General features: G+C 65.0%; 18 protein-coding genes, 1 tRNA gene and 1 pseudogene. 12 read left to right on the top strand and 8 right to left on the bottom strand.

Annotated elements, in window-relative coordinates; translation table 11 throughout:
* The first annotated feature begins 15 nt into the window (after window positions 1-15).
* On the top strand, window positions 16-1,050 hold the full coding sequence (locus ACZ48C_RS07275; RefSeq protein ID WP_464782601.1) for an acetyltransferase domain-containing protein: 1,035 nt from the start codon (window positions 16-18) through the stop codon (window positions 1,048-1,050).
* 4 nt (window positions 1,051-1,054) lie between these two features.
* Window positions 1,055-1,528: a methyltransferase family protein gene (locus tag ACZ48C_RS07270; RefSeq protein ID WP_119258270.1), complete on the top strand. Its 474-nt coding sequence runs from the start codon at window positions 1,055-1,057 to the stop codon at window positions 1,526-1,528.
* Between the two features lie 12 nt (window positions 1,529-1,540).
* On the opposite strand, the gene ACZ48C_RS07265 is transcribed toward ACZ48C_RS07270, so the two are convergent.
* Window positions 1,541-1,927 (bottom strand): MerR family transcriptional regulator, encoded by a 387-nt coding sequence (locus ACZ48C_RS07265; RefSeq protein ID WP_464782600.1) that lies wholly within the window; start codon window positions 1,925-1,927, stop codon window positions 1,541-1,543.
* A gap of 62 nt (window positions 1,928-1,989) precedes the next feature.
* Window positions 1,990-3,420: a magnesium transporter gene (gene mgtE, locus ACZ48C_RS07260; protein ID WP_318911817.1), complete on the bottom strand. Its 1,431-nt coding sequence runs from the start codon at window positions 3,418-3,420 to the stop codon at window positions 1,990-1,992.
* A 294-nt stretch (window positions 3,421-3,714) separates the two neighbouring features.
* On the opposite strand from mgtE, the gene ACZ48C_RS07255 reads away from it, so the two are divergent.
* Both ACZ48C_RS07255 and ACZ48C_RS07250 read left to right on the top strand, forming a co-directional pair.
* Window positions 3,715-4,209, top strand: a complete 495-nt coding sequence (locus ACZ48C_RS07255; protein WP_464782599.1) for a peptide deformylase — start codon at window positions 3,715-3,717, stop codon at window positions 4,207-4,209.
* A 58-nt stretch (window positions 4,210-4,267) separates the two neighbouring features.
* Window positions 4,268-4,501 carry a DUF2171 domain-containing protein gene (locus tag ACZ48C_RS07250; protein WP_424547415.1) on the top strand — a complete coding sequence of 78 codons (234 nt, stop codon included), beginning with the start codon at window positions 4,268-4,270 and terminating at the stop codon, window positions 4,499-4,501.
* Window positions 4,502-4,566: 65 nt separating this feature from the next.
* Here ACZ48C_RS07250 and ACZ48C_RS07245 read toward each other — a convergent pair whose 3' ends face one another.
* Both ACZ48C_RS07245 and ACZ48C_RS07240 read right to left on the bottom strand, forming a co-directional pair.
* Window positions 4,567-4,770 (bottom strand): hypothetical protein, encoded by a 204-nt coding sequence (locus ACZ48C_RS07245; protein ID WP_464782598.1) that lies wholly within the window; start codon window positions 4,768-4,770, stop codon window positions 4,567-4,569.
* A gap of 70 nt (window positions 4,771-4,840) precedes the next feature.
* Window positions 4,841-4,925, bottom strand: a tRNA-Leu gene (locus ACZ48C_RS07240).
* 196 nt (window positions 4,926-5,121) lie between these two features.
* Between ACZ48C_RS07240 and lipB the strand changes: the two genes are divergently transcribed.
* A complete protein-coding gene (lipB, locus tag ACZ48C_RS07235; protein WP_464782597.1) occupies window positions 5,122-5,868 on the top strand; it encodes a lipoyl(octanoyl) transferase LipB in 747 nt (248 codons plus the stop codon).
* 12 nt (window positions 5,869-5,880) lie between these two features.
* On the opposite strand, the gene ACZ48C_RS07230 is transcribed toward lipB, so the two are convergent.
* From ACZ48C_RS07230 to ACZ48C_RS07220, 3 genes and pseudogenes are all read right to left on the bottom strand, one after another.
* Entirely contained in the window at window positions 5,881-6,072 is a 192-nt protein-coding gene (locus ACZ48C_RS07230) for a biotin/lipoyl-containing protein (protein WP_413251143.1), read from the bottom strand.
* Window positions 6,073-6,168: 96 nt separating this feature from the next.
* Window positions 6,169-7,833: pseudogene (locus ACZ48C_RS07225) on the bottom strand (acetyl-CoA carboxylase biotin carboxylase subunit); the annotation flags it as partial.
* Between the two features lie 76 nt (window positions 7,834-7,909).
* Entirely contained in the window at window positions 7,910-8,815 is a 906-nt protein-coding gene (locus ACZ48C_RS07220; protein WP_464782783.1) for a DMT family transporter, read from the bottom strand.
* A 201-nt stretch (window positions 8,816-9,016) separates the two neighbouring features.
* On the opposite strand from ACZ48C_RS07220, the gene ACZ48C_RS07215 reads away from it, so the two are divergent.
* The 7 genes from ACZ48C_RS07215 (at window position 9,017) to sugE (ending at window position 13,601) form a co-directional block, all read left to right on the top strand.
* Window positions 9,017-9,421 (top strand): helix-turn-helix domain-containing protein, encoded by a 405-nt coding sequence (locus ACZ48C_RS07215; RefSeq protein WP_119258437.1) that lies wholly within the window; start codon window positions 9,017-9,019, stop codon window positions 9,419-9,421.
* Window positions 9,422-9,505: 84 nt separating this feature from the next.
* Window positions 9,506-10,633: an S-(hydroxymethyl)glutathione dehydrogenase/class III alcohol dehydrogenase gene (locus tag ACZ48C_RS07210; protein WP_119258278.1), complete on the top strand. Its 1,128-nt coding sequence runs from the start codon at window positions 9,506-9,508 to the stop codon at window positions 10,631-10,633.
* Window positions 10,633-11,106: a GNAT family N-acetyltransferase gene (locus tag ACZ48C_RS07205; protein WP_464782596.1), complete on the top strand. Its 474-nt coding sequence runs from the start codon at window positions 10,633-10,635 to the stop codon at window positions 11,104-11,106. Before ACZ48C_RS07210 ends, ACZ48C_RS07205 begins: the two co-directional genes overlap by 1 nt.
* 39 nt (window positions 11,107-11,145) lie before the next feature.
* Window positions 11,146-11,625, top strand: coding sequence for a YaiI/YqxD family protein (locus tag ACZ48C_RS07200; RefSeq protein ID WP_119258280.1), 480 nt, complete (start codon window positions 11,146-11,148; stop codon window positions 11,623-11,625).
* A complete protein-coding gene (locus ACZ48C_RS07195) occupies window positions 11,622-12,278 on the top strand; it encodes a DUF1345 domain-containing protein (RefSeq protein WP_119258281.1) in 657 nt (218 codons plus the stop codon). The genes ACZ48C_RS07200 and ACZ48C_RS07195 overlap by 4 nt, the downstream gene beginning before the upstream one ends.
* A gap of 18 nt (window positions 12,279-12,296) precedes the next feature.
* On the top strand, window positions 12,297-13,130 hold the full coding sequence (gene fghA / locus ACZ48C_RS07190; RefSeq protein ID WP_464782595.1) for an S-formylglutathione hydrolase: 834 nt from the start codon (window positions 12,297-12,299) through the stop codon (window positions 13,128-13,130).
* A gap of 156 nt (window positions 13,131-13,286) precedes the next feature.
* Entirely contained in the window at window positions 13,287-13,601 is a 315-nt protein-coding gene (gene sugE / locus ACZ48C_RS07185) for a quaternary ammonium compound efflux SMR transporter SugE (RefSeq protein WP_119258283.1), read from the top strand.
* Here sugE and ACZ48C_RS07180 read toward each other — a convergent pair.
* On the bottom strand, window positions 13,598-13,984 hold the full coding sequence (locus tag ACZ48C_RS07180; protein ID WP_464782594.1) for a DoxX family protein: 387 nt from the start codon (window positions 13,982-13,984) through the stop codon (window positions 13,598-13,600). The genes sugE and ACZ48C_RS07180 overlap by 4 nt on opposite strands.
* Window positions 13,985-14,004: the final 20 nt, after the last annotated feature.

The following is a 14,004-nucleotide window of genomic DNA, read 5'->3' as shown; positions in this document are numbered from 1 at the left end:
CCATGGACCAGAGCAATGCAGCGACCCCGAACCATGACGACGACGGTGATTGACGGCAATGTGGAAGGGGACGGCGGCGCCACGCGCCGCCTGCCGCGCATTCCGCTCATCGACCAGGCCCGCGGCGTCGCGCTGATCGCCATGGCGAGCTACCATTTCACCTGGGATCTCGGCTTCTTCGGCTATATCGAGCCGGAAACGGCCACCACCGGCGGCTGGCGTCTCTATGCGCGGCTGATCGCCGGCAGCTTCCTCTTCCTCGTCGGCTTCAGCCTCGTCCTCGGCCACCAGCGCGGCTTCCGGCTGAAGCCTTACTTCATGCGGCTCGGCAAGATCGTGCTGGCGGCGGCGGCGATCACGGTCGCCACCTGGTTTGCCTTCCCGCAGACCTTCATCTTCTTCGGCATCCTGCACGCAATCGCGGCGGCAAGCCTGATAGGGCTTCTCTTCCTGCGCCTGCCGGTCGCCGTGACCCTGCTGGCCGCCGCGGCCGTCGCCGCCGCACCGCTTTATCTTCGTGTGCCCATCTTCGATCATCCGGCGCTCTGGTGGGTTGGCCTTTCCGTCACGCCGCCGCGCTCCAACGACTATGTGCCGCTGCTGCCCTGGCTCGCCCCCGTGCTGCTCGGCATCGCGGCCGCCCGGCTCTTCGTCGCAAGCGCGCTGCCCGAGCGGCTGGCCGGTTTCGGCAATGCGTCCAGAAGCCGGTGGAAAACCCTGCTGGAGCAGGCCGGCCGCCACAGTCTCGCCATCTACCTTATCCATCAGCCGGTGCTGATCGCGCTGGTCTACGGCTTCTCGCTGGTCATGCCCGCTCCCGCGGCCGACCCGACCGTCAGCTACACGAAGAGCTGCATGCGCGCCTGCATCAACGAGCGCGACGCCGGCTTCTGCCAGAGCTTCTGCGGCTGCACGCTGGACAGGCTGATGGGCGAGAACCTCTTCGCCGACCTGAACCGCGGCGCAATCGATATTACGGACCAACGCATTGCAACGATCTCCTCGCAATGCACGGCGGATGCCGATGCGAGGAGCGAGCCCCAGGAGTAGGATCATGAACGCCTATCGCATGAAGCCACTCGCCTTTCCCTGGCCGCCGCTGATCTACGGCGCGGCCATAGCGGCGGCCTTCCTGCTCCAGGCGTATTTTCCGCTGGAGGTCGCGGAGACGAACATGTGGTATGCGTGGGTGGGCGGCGGCCTGTTCGTGGTCGCGGCCGTGGTGCTGGACGTGTGGGCGATGCGCACGCTGCTCGACTGCCACACGACCATCCTGCCGAACCGCTGCTCGACCTATCTGGTCACGTCCGGGCCCTATCGCTTCACGCGCAATCCCATCTATCTCGGCTATACGTTGACGACCGCCGGAATCGGCCTCGCCCTGCTCAATCCGTGGTGCATCGTGACGGCCATCGTCGCCGCGGCCGTGACGAGTCTCGTCGCAATCCGCCGAGAGGAGCTGCATCTCCTCTCGCGCTTCGGCATCGATTTCGAACGCTATTGCAACGGCACGGCGCGCTGGATCTGAGCGGCTGGCCCTTCAGGTACCGACGCCGATCTCGGCAAGGCGCGTGAGACAGGCTTCCTCGACATTGTCGAGTTCGGCCAGCGTCTCCTCGATGTCGCGGCGCTTCTGGCGCAACTCTTCGCGCTTCTCATTGACCTTGTTCATCAGCATCTCGAGCTGGCCGACCTCGCCCGGCGGGTCCTTGTAGACGCGGATGATGTCGCGGATTTCCGCGATGGTGAAGCCGATGCGGCGCCCGCGCAGGATTTCCTGGATGAGGCGGCGGTCCGCCGGACGGAAAAGACGCGTGCGGCCCCGGCGCTCGGGGTTGATCAGCCCCTCGTCCTCGTAGAAGCGCAGGGTGCGGGTGGAAACCCCGAATTCGCGCGTCAGCTCGGTTATGCTATAAAACTTGTCCACGCCTGCTCCGATCTCTTCTACCGGCGCATTCTATTGACTTTTACGTATAAGTCAATTTTTCCCTAGCGGATGGCGAACCACCAGGTCGCAAGGCCGAGAAACGCGAGGAAGCCGACGATGTCGGTGACGGCCGTGACGAAGACGGCCGACGACACCGCCGGGTCGGCCCCTGCCCGGTCGAGGAAGAGCGGAATGGCGATGCCGGCGAGCGCCGCCGCCGTCATGTTGATCAGCATGGCCGCGGCGATCACGCCACCGATATTGGCGTCGTGGAACCAGACCCCGGCAACGAGGCCGATCATCACGCCGAAGGCGACGCCATGCAGCAGGCCGACGCCGGCTTCGCGGCGCACGACACGCCAGGCGTTGTGAATGTCGAGATTGCGGGTGGCGAGCGCCCGCACGGTCACGGTCATGGTTTGCGATCCCGCATTGCCGCCCATGCCGGCGACGATCGGCATCAGCACGGCGAGCGCCACGATCTCCTCGATGGTCCCCTCGAACAGCGAGATCACGGAAGCGGCAAGGAAGGCGGTCAGGAGATTGACGAGCAGCCACGGCGCGCGCGAGCGAACCGTCTCGATGGTGGTGTCGGAGAGTTCTTCGTCGCCGACGCCGCCGAGGCGCATCAAGTCCTCCTCCGCTTCTTCCTGGATGACGTCGACCACGTCGTCGATGGTGAGCACGCCGACGAGCCGGCCGTTCTCGTCGACGACGGCGGCGGAGAGAAGGTCGTATTGCTCGAAGAGCTGGGCCGCCTCTTCCTGGTCCATCTCCGCCGGGATCGGATGGTTCGTTTCCCGCATGATGGCTTCGATCTTCGTGCCGCGCGGCATGCGCAGGATGCGGTCGAGATCGATGGCGCCGAGAAGGCGGAAGGTCGGGTCGATGACGAAGATCTGCGAGAAGCTTTCCGGCAGGTCGGCATCCTCGCGCAGGTAGTCGATCGTCTGCCCGACCGTCCAGAAGGGCGGCACGGCGACGAACTCGGTCTGCATGCGCCGGCCAGCCGTGCTTTCCGGATAGTCCAGAGAGCGGCGCAGGCGAATCCGTTCGGTGAACGGCAGCTTGGCGAGGATCTCGTCCTGGTCCTCCTGGTCGAGGTCTTCCAGGATGTAGACGGCGTCGTCCGAATCCATCTCGCCGAGGGCGGCGGCGATCTGCTCGTTCGGCAGGTGCTCGACGATGTCGAGGCGGATCGCCTCGTCGACTTCCGTCAGCGCGGCAAGGTCGAAGTCGGCGCCGAGCAGCGAGACGAGCTGGCGGCGCTGCTCCGGCTGGATCGCCTCCAGAAGGTCGCCCATTTCCGATTCGTGCAGCCGTGCGACATGGCGGCGCAGGAACAGAAGATCGCGGTCGGCGATGGCCGCGCCGACATGCATGAGGAAATCCGAACGGACGGAGCCGTCCTCGGCATAGATGTCCTCACCATCGAAGGTACTGTGCTCTGCCTGGCCCTCATGGATACGGTCGTCGTCGCCGGTGTCTTCCATCGGGCCGCTCCTTGTATCGGGCTCGTCAGGCCCGGCACGCGGCGCGGGCGGATAACGACAGGGATTGCTTGCAGGGTTCCTCGCAAGACGCCGTCTTTCAGGGCCTTGCCTGTTTTCTGCTAACCCAAAGCGCGCGGCCGGTCCATCGCCGAGGAGCGGCAAAAGCGGGGTCGATGCGAAAAATTCGCAACCTGTTGCAATTTCACGCAAATCGAACGATTTGGCTCGGCGGCGTTTTCCGCCCGCTACAAACGCGCTAGGAAAGCCTGTCCGATCCATCAGCCGGAGCCGTCCATGGCGATCCTTCCCATCCTGCGCTTTCCCGATCCGCGGCTGCGCCTTCCCTGCAAGCCGGTCGAAGCCTTCGACGCGCGCCTTGCCGAATGCGCGGCCGATCTGGCGGCGACGATGCGCGCGGCGCCCGGCATCGGCATCACGGCGGCGCATGTCGGCATCCTCGAGCGGCTGACGGTCATCGAGCTGGACGGCCCCGCCTCGCAGCGCGTCTATGTGAACCCGGCTGTGACGTGGTTCTCACCCGAACTTCAGCGCCATGCGGAAGGCAGCGTCTCGATGCCGGGCGTCACGGACGAGGTGGAGCGCCCTGCCCGCATCCGCCTCACCTACCAGGATCTCGCGGGAAAGACGCATTCGGAGGAAGCCGACGGCCTTCTCGCCGTCTGTCTCCAGCACGAGATCGACCAGCTCGACGGCATTTTCTGGATCGACCGCCTGTCGCGCCTCAAGCGGGAGCGGATCGTCAAGAAATTCCGCAAGGCAGGCGAATAGGGAACCAGCCGCGGCCTTCGGCGTTGAGGAAGCACCCCAACCCGAAAGGAGAAACCCGATGGTCGCAGCAACCCAGATTCGCGAACATATGGAAGTCAAGGCAGCCGACGGCCGCCATGTCGGCACGGTCGACCACATGGAAGGCGACAGCCGCATCAAGCTCACCAAGAGCGATTCCAGCGATGGTCAGCACCACCTCATTCCGCTCGACTGGGTGGACCATGTCGACGCCCATGTTCACCTGAACAAGGATGCCGACGAAGTCCGCCAGCAGTGGTCGTCGATGAACTGATCGCGAACGGCTTGAACAAGGGGCCCGCCGAAAGGCGGGTTTCTTTTTGGAAAGGCGACACCCGCTCAGTCACCGCGTGCATCGACCGCGAGCTTCGCCTCGCAACGATGCTTCTTCATGGCGGTCGAGAGGTTCCGCCGTCCCCGCTCGTCGGCATCGGCCTTCGCCGCCTCCATGTTCCGGCACCATTCGGCATCGAGAACATGCTCGGGAATGTGCGGCATGCAGGAGGCCAGCAGAAGCAGCGGGCAAAGGACAAGAAAGCGCATTCCCCAAACCTCCCCGGCCGTACACAAGGCACCGCAAAAACAAAAAACCCGGCACTAGGCCGGGTTCTTTTGGTGCGGTCGAGAAGACTCGAACTTCCACGGGTTGCCCCACAGCGACCTCAACGCTGCGCGTCTACCAATTCCGCCACGACCGCATCGTGGTAGGTGTCGTCTTGCGGCGACGGGGGTGCATGTAGCAAAAGGATTTGGGGTGCACAAGGCCGCGCGACAAGAAAAATGACGGAAAGCGAAACAATTTCAACACGACCTGTGGGAAAGCCCGGAAACCCCTGAAATCCTTGCATGATCGCCCCTATATCTGGCACAACGGAAAGCAAAAGGACGGCCATCATGCAGCGTCAGGACATTTCCATCTCCCTTCTCGCGCTCCCCGGCTCGCCGCCGGTGCGCTGGCGCATCGCAAGCGAGCTCGTTCCCTATGACGTCGCCGTCGAGACCATGGAAAACGAGGCCGCGGCCATCGCCCGCGGCGAGGCCGACGAGCTCGTCTGGCTGGTCGAGCACCCGCCGCTCTATACCGCCGGCACCAGCGCCGTTGCGGACGACCTCGTGGCGCCGGACCGGTTCCCGGTGTTTTCCACGGGCCGCGGCGGCGAATATACCTATCATGGCCCCGGCCAGCGGGTCGTCTATGTGATGCTCGACCTGAAGCGCCGCCGGCAGGACGTGCGCGCCTTCGTGGCAGCGCTGGAGGCGGTGGTGATCGATGCGCTCGATTCCATGAACATCCGCGGCGAGCGGCGCGAGGATCGCGTCGGCGTCTGGGTGCGCCGGCCGGAGCGTCCGCCGCTGCCGGACGGCTCGCCCGCCGAGGACAAGATCGCCGCCATCGGCATCCGCCTGCGCCGCTGGGTAAGCTTCCACGGCTTCTCGCTCAACGTCGATCCCGATCTCGAGCATTTTTCCGGCATCGTGCCCTGCGGCATCCGCGGCTACGGGGTCACGAGCCTCGTGGATCTCGGCCTTCCGGTGATGATGAGCGATGTGGATGTCCGCATCCGCGACTCCTTCGAGCGCGTCTTCGGCCCCACCGCCAACGAGGCGGACTGTCCGTCCGAAAGCCGTCCGCAGGCCTGACCGGTCCCGGTCTCAGGCGAATTCCATGATCACGGCGTCGACGGCGAGGCTCTCGCCGGGCTTTGCCTTGATCGAACCGACCGTCAGGTCGCGCTCGGCGCGCAGCACGTTTTCCATCTTCATGGCCTCGACCACGGCCAGCGTCTCGCCCGCCTTGACCTCCTGCCCCTCGCTGACGGCAATCGAGACGACGAGGCCCGGCATCGGGCAGAGCAGCATCTTCGAGGTATCCGGCGGCAGCTTGACCGGCATCAGCGCATCGAGTTCGGCAAGCCGCGGCGTGAAGACGCGCGTGCGCACGGAAAGCCCCTGCCAGTCGATGCGCATGCCATTGAGGAACGGGCGAAGCTGCGCGGTCACGCCGCGTCCGTCGACCGCGCCGCGCCAGACCGCCTCGCCCGGCAGCCAGTCGCTCCGCACGGCGTCGTCCGCCGTGAGTGCATGATAGGCATCGCCGATCTTCACCACCCAGTCCTTGTTCTGCCCGGTGGCCGGGCGGAGCCGGTCGAGGTGATGCGACCGCCGCTCGGCATCGACGAGATGGGCGGAAAGCGCGACCCGCGCCAGAATGCCGGCCTCCTCGGCCGTCGGCTCCATGGGGGCGAAGCCTTCCGGATATTCCTCGGCGATGAAGCCGGTGGACAGCCGCCCTTCCCGCCAGCGCGGATGGCGCATCAGCGCGGCGAGGAACGGGACATTGTGCTCGATACCGTCGACCACGAAACCGTCCAGCGCATCGCTCATCGCATCGATGGCCTGAAGGCGCGTCGGCGCGAAGGTGCAGAGCTTGGCGACCATGGGGTCGTAATACATGGAAATCTCGGCGCCCTCATAGACGCCGGTATCGTTGCGCACGACCGTATCGCCGCTCCGGCCCTCCGCCGGCGGGCGGTAGCGCGTCAGCCGGCCGATGGACGGCAGGAAGTTGCGATAGGGATCCTCGGCATAAAGGCGGCTTTCGACGGCCCAGCCGTTCAGCTTTATATCGGCCTGCGCCAGCGCCAGTTTCTCGCCGGCCGCGACGCGGATCATCTGCTCGACGAGGTCAATGCCGGTCACCAGCTCCGTCACGGGATGCTCGACCTGCAGGCGGGTGTTCATTTCGAGGAAATAGAAGTTGCGCTCGCGGTCGACGATGAATTCCACCGTGCCGGCGCTCTGGTAGTCCACCGCCCTTGCGAGCGCCACCGATTGCTCGCCCATGGCGCGCCGCGTCGCCTCGTCGAGGAAGGGCGACGGCGCCTCTTCCACGACCTTCTGGTTCCGCCGCTGGATCGAGCATTCGCGCTCGCCGAGATAGAGCGCGTTGCCATGGGCGTCGGCGAGAACCTGAATCTCGATATGGCGCGGATCGACGATGTATTTCTCGATGAAGACGCGGTCGTCGCCGAAGGAGCTCTTCGCCTCCGAGCGGGCCCGCTCGAAACCGTCGCGCACCTCCGCCTCGCTCCAGGCGATGCGCATGCCCTTGCCGCCGCCGCCGGCCGAGGCCTTGATCATCACCGGATAGCCGATCTCGCCGGCGATGCGCTCGGCATGGCCCGCATCCTCGATGACGCCGAGGAAACCCGGAACGGTCGAGACCTTCGCCGCATTGGCGAATTTCTTCGATTCGATCTTGTCGCCCATGGCGCGGATCGCCTTCGGCTTGGGGCCGATGAAGACGATGCCCTCCGCCTCCAGCGCCTCGCAGAAGCTCGCCCGCTCGGACAGGAACCCGTAACCCGGATGCACGGCCTCGGCGCCCGTCTCCTTGCAGGCGGCGATGATCTTCCCGGCGACGAGGTAGCTTTCCGCAGCAGGCGCCGGGCCGATATGCACGGCCTCGTCGGCCATCTCCACATGCAGCGCGTCGCGGTCCGCATCGGAATAGACGGCGACGGTGGCGATGCCCATCCTGCGTGCCGTCTTGATCACGCGGCAGGCGATCTCGCCGCGATTGGCAATCAGGATCTTCTTGAACATGCTTTCCTCCCGGCAGTCTGCATCGGAGTTTTAGCCATAAACGGCACGCCCGTACAACGGCAGGATGGAGCGCACTTTAGTCGAAGGCGATGTCGGCGTTCGCCTTGCGGTTCTTGTGCTCGCGCCAGATGATGAAGAGGCCCGAGGAGACGATGATGCCGATGCCGAGCCATTTGGACGGCGTCGGGAAATCCCCGAAGATCGCATAGCCGAGAATGGTCGCCGAAATGATCTCGAAATACTGGAACGGCGCCAGCAGCGAGAGCGGCGCCATGCGGAAGGCGCGCACCACCAGGATATGCGCATAGCCGGACAGCGCGCCGAGGATGAGGAGCAGCACGAGGGTGAAGAGCGACTGCGGCAGCGAGGGCGCGAAGTCGGCAACACCGGCCATATCGCCGGCGAACACCGCCGCTCCCATGAACACCATGCCGCCAAAGCCGGCGATCGTCTGCATGGTGACGGGAGAATCGGCATTGCCGATGGCGCGGTTCATGAAGAGGTAGACGGAATAGAGGAAGGCGCAGGCAACCGGCAGCAGCGCCGTCCAGCCGAAGAGAATGAAGCTCGGCTGGATGACGATAAGCGCGCCGCCGAAGCCGACGATGATGGCGAGCCACCGCCGCCAGCCCACCCGCTCGCCGAGGAACGCGGCCGACATCGCCGTCAGGATGAAGGGCTCGACGAAATAGATCGCGAAGACGTCTGCCAGCGGCATGTATTTGACCGCCGCGAAGAAGAACAGGCTCGCTGCGCCGTGGATCGCGCCGCGCAAGAGGTTCAGCCACGGGCGCTTCGGCCGCAGCATGGCGCTGCCCTGCGCGGTGAAGATCAGCGGGATCGTGCAGACGACCTGGAAGAAGAACCGGTAGAACGTCACCTGCCCCGGTGACATGCCGGCAAAGGTCGCCATGTATTTGGCGATGGCGTCCATGCACGGCAGCATCAGCATGGCGACGGCCATCAGCACGACGCCCTGCATGGTGCTGCCGCCCTCTTGATCGGTGGTGCTGCCGGCTGTGGCGTTCATGCGCATCTCCCTTGCTCGCCTCTGCATAGCGGTTTTCGGCCGGCTGGCAATGCGGAAATCTCTCTTCGCGCGGGCGGCGCAAAGCGGCGCAATTGAGGTAGAGGGCCATCCCCTCTTGCCTGTAAGCTCACGGGCGAGACAATGGAGGCCGTGATGACCTTTCCCGGCGAAAACAATACGATCCCCTTCCCTCTCGTCCGCAACGACAGCGATACGCTCGGCGGGCGCCTCTGGCGGGCGCGCGATGCGCTCGGCCTTTCCATCGAGATCATCGCAGCGCGGCTCGGCCTGCCGGAAGAGACGGTCACCGGCTGGGAGCGCGACCGGTCGGAGCCGGACAGCCGGGCGCTTTCCATGCTGGCCGGCCTGCTTGCCGTCTCCCCCGCCTGGCTCGTCGCCGGTGTCGGCACGGCGCCGGCCGTCCCCATGGACGATAATCCCGTCGAACAGCTCATGCACCAGCTCGGCGAGGTGCGTCAGCTTTTCGACAGGACGGGCAAGGCTCTCGCCGCGCTCGAAACCGAGGTCGCAAGATTGATCAAAAAAGATCAAGGCTGACTTTTTTACATTCGCCGCACTTGAGACGCCGGACCGGCTCTGCAATGGTCGGCCCGACACAGAATCCGCATAAGGGAGACGAACATGGACGTACGCGCCGCCGTTGCCGTTCAGGCCGGAAAACCGCTTGAAATCATGACCGTGCAGCTCGAGGGCCCGCGCGCCGGCGAAGTGCTTATCGAGGTGAAGGCGACGGGCATCTGCCATACCGACGATTTCACGCTGTCGGGCGCCGACCCGGAAGGCCTCTTCCCCGCGATCCTCGGCCATGAGGGTGCGGGTATCGTCGTCGATGTCGGCCCGGGCGTCACCTCGGTCAAGAAGGGCGACCACGTCATTCCGCTCTACACGCCGGAATGCCGCGAGTGCTATTCCTGTCTCTCCCGCAAGACGAACCTGTGCACCGCCATCCGTTCGACGCAGGGCCAGGGCCTGATGCCGGACGGCACGTCCCGCTTCTCCATCGGCAAGGACAAGATCCACCACTATATGGGCTGCTCGACTTTCGCGAACTACACGGTCCTGCCCGAGATCGCCGTCGCCAAGGTCAATCCGGACGCGCCCTTCGACAAGATCTGCTACATCGGCTGCGGCGTGACGACTGGCATCGGTGCGGTCATCAACACGGCCAAGGTCGAGATCGGCTCGACGGCCGTGGTCTTCGGCCTCGGCGGCATCGGCCTCAATGTGCTGCAGGGCCTGCGCCTTGCCGGCGCGGACATGATCATCGGCGTCGACATCAACCCTGACCGCAAGGAATGGGGCGAAAAATTCGGCATGACGCACTTCGTCAATCCGAAGGAAGTCGGCGAGGACATCGTGCCGTACCTCGTCAACATGACGAAGCGCAACGGCGACCTGATCGGCGGCGCGGACTACACGTTCGACTGCACGGGCAACACGAAGGTGATGCGTCAGGCGCTGGAATCGGCCCATCGCGGCTGGGGCAAGTCGGTCATCATCGGCGTTGCCGGCGCGGGGCAGGAAATCTCCACCCGTCCGTTCCAGCTCGTCACCGGCCGTCAGTGGATGGGCACGGCCTTCGGCGGCGCGCGCGGTCGCACGGACGTGCCGAAGATCGTCGACTGGTACATGGACGGCAAGATCCAGATCGACCCGATGATCACCCACACCATGCCGCTGGAAGACATCAACAAGGGCTTCGAGCTGATGCATTCCGGCGAGTCCATCCGCGGCGTCGTGGTATACTGATGCCGGCAGCCGCCTATAGCGTCGACGTGCGGAGAATGGAAACGTTCTCCGCCGCCGAGCTTTATGCCCTGCTGAAACTGCGCGTCGACGTCTTCGTCGTCGAGCAGGCCTGTCCCTATCCGGAGCTGGACGGCAAGGATGCGGACGCCCTCCATCTTCGCCTGCTGATCGACGGCGAAACCGCCGCCTATGCCCGGATCTGGCGTCCCGAGAACGCCGCGCCACGCATCGGCCGCGTCCTCGTTTCGCCGGATCATCGCGGCAAAAGGCTCGGCGAGGTCCTCATGCAGGAAGCGATCCGCGCCTGCGAGGCCCATTTTCCCGGTACGCCGATCGAGCTGTCCGCGCAGAGCTATCTGCAGCAGTTCTACCGTTCCCTCGGCTTTTCTCCGACATCGGAGGAATATGTGGAGGACGGCATCCCGCATATCGACATGCGCCGGGCCGGCGCAGGCGTTGCGCAACGCGCCTGACCGACGGCGGAGCCCCGTGTCCAAGGAAAGAACGACCGCATGAGCGAGGATCTGCCCACCATCTATGTCGACGCGGATGCCTGCCCGGTGAAGCCGGAAATCCTCAAGGTAGCGGAGCGGCATGGGCTGCCGGTGACCTTCGTCGCCAATTCGGGGCTGCGGCCGTCGCGCGATCCAATGGTGCGCAACGTCATCGTTTCCGGCGCCTTCGACGCGGCGGACGACTGGATCGCGGAAAATGTGCAGGAAGGCGATATCGTCATTACGGCCGACGTGCCGCTGGCGGGGCGCACCGTCGCCAAGGGCGCGCATGTCACCGGCCCGACCGGCCGGCTCTTCGACAAATCGAATATAGGCATGGCGAGCGCGATGCGCGACCTCGGCGCGCATCTTCGCGAGACCGGTGAGAGCAAGGGCTACAACGCCGCCTTTTCGCCGCGCGACCGCTCCGCCTTCCTCGAAACGCTCGACCGTCTCTGCCGCCGGGCGAAGAACGCGCGCACGGGGTCGCCATCATGACGGCAAAACCCGGACCCAAGGTCTATGGCCGTCACGTGCCCTTCTATGCCGGCATCGGCGCTGCCGCGCTCGGCCTTGCGGCGGCCCTCTGGCTGAAGCCGGATTTCGCCATCGCCGCCGCGGCGACGTGCTTCTTCCTCTGCTATCTCCTGCTCACGGCCTGGCGTCTGCCGCGCCTGACGGCGCGCTATCTCGAGCACTATGCGACGGATGCCGACGAGCCGGTCGCCATCATCTTCGCCGTGACCTTCGCCACGGTCGCCGTCTCGATCGGCTCGCTCTTCGTCGTCCTCAATCGCAAGCCGGCCACCGGCACCGAACTGGCGCTGGCCTTCGCCTCGGTCGCGCTCGGCTGGCTCACCATCCATACCATGGCAGCCCTTCATTACGCCCATGTGTACTGGCGGCCGGGCAGTGCCAAGACGGGCGGGGAGACCGGGCGCGGCCTCGATTTTCCCGGCGACAGCGAGCCCGGCGCCTATGATTTCCTCTATTTCGCCTTCGTCATCGGCATGACGGCGCAGACCTCGGATACCGCGATCACCTCCACGGCGATGCGCAAGGTCAACCTGCTGCATGCCGTCGTCTCGTTCTTCTTCAACACGGTGCTGGTCGCCGCCGCCGTCAACGCGGCCGTGGCGCTCGCCTCCTGAAACCGATCGGAGTTTTCCATGAAAGTGCTTTCCCAGAACACGGCCTTCGGCGGCATGCAGGGCGTCTTCACCCATGATTCGGAAGCCTGCAAAGGCGAGATGACCTTTGCCGTCTTCGTGCCGCCGCAGGCGATCCACGAGCCGCGTCCGGTGCTCTGGTATCTCTCCGGCCTCACCTGCACCCATGCCAATGTGATGGAAAAGGGCGAATATCGCCGCATGGCCGCCGAGCTCGGCCTCATCATCGTCTGCCCCGACACCAGCCCGCGCGGCAACGACGTGCCGGACGAGATGACCAACTGGCAGATGGGCAAGGGCGCCGGCTTCTATCTCGACGCCACCGAGGAGCCCTGGGCCGAGAACTTCCGGATGTACAGCTACGTCACGGAGGAGCTGCCGAACTTCCTCAGCCAGCATTTCCGTATGGACATGAGCCGCCAGGGCATCTTCGGCCATTCGATGGGCGGGCACGGCGCCATGACGATCGCGCTGAAGCACCCCGACCGCTTCAAGAGCTGCTCGGCCTTCGCACCGATCGTCGAGCCCTCCACCGCCGACTGGTCGGCCCCGGCCTTCGAGAAGTATCTCGGCGCCGACAAGGCGAAATGGCGGGAATACGACGCCTGCGCGCTGGTGGCCGACGGCGCCCGCTTCCCGGAATTCCTGATCGACCAGGGCAAGGCGGACGGCTTCCTGGAAAACGGCCTGCGGCCCTGGCTCTTCGAGGAAGCGGTCAAGGATACGGACATCAAGCTGACGCTGCGCATGCACGAGCGCTACGACCATTCCTACTACTTCATCTCGACCTTCATGGACGATCACCTGAAGTGGCACGCCGAGCGACTCGGCTGACACAGACATGGCGGGGGCGCATGGCTGACATGCCGCCCCTGCCCTTGCCCTCCCCGCATCGATAGGCAATATTCCGCGCCGGTAGACGGCTACCGCCGGAAAGATTCGGTCACAAACGCGGGGACGGCCTCGCTCCTTTGAAACGGAGTAGGCACAATGCCCTGGATCCTTCTTACCCTTGCAGGTCTCTTCGAAATCGGCTGGGCCATCGGTCTCAAATACACCGACGGCTTCACGCGGTTCGTCCCCACCGTCCTGACCGCCGCTTCCATGCTCGTCAGCATCGTGCTGCTCGGCCTTGCCGTGAAGACGCTGCCCATGGGCACGGCCTATGCCATCTGGACCGGCATCGGCACGGTCGGCACGGTCATTCTCGGCATCGTCCTCTTTGCCGAGCCGGCAACGGCCATGCGCCTCGGCTGCATCGCCCTCATCATCACCGGCATCCTCGGCCTGAAATTCGTCGCCTAACCCCGGCGGTTGTCGAGCGCGAAGGCCCCAGGTCCCGCGACTGTCAGGTAGAGGAAGACGAAGCAGAAGAGGATCGCGGCGTCACCGCGATTGTTCACCGGGAAGAAGCTCTGCGGCGCATGGGCCATGAAATAGGCGACCGCCGTGAAGCCGCAGAGCACGAAGGCCACCGGCCGGGTGAAAAGCCCCACAAGGATGAGGATACCGCCGACCACCTCGAGAATACCGGCAAGGCCGATCAGGTTCATGAGATCGCCGAACGGCTGCTCGGCGGGCGGAAAATTGAAGAACTTCTGCGTGCCGTGCTCGATGAGGAGCAGAGCGGTCATGATGCGAAGCGCGGCCAGCGCCTGCGGCCGCCAGGCGGACAAACGGTCGAACATGCGATGCACTCCCTTTCGGT

It is taken from the genome of Shinella sp. 1A1 (assembly GCF_055379515.1).
The sequence above is the reverse complement of the archived record's forward strand: the minus strand, read 5'-3'. Positions and strand labels throughout refer to the sequence as shown.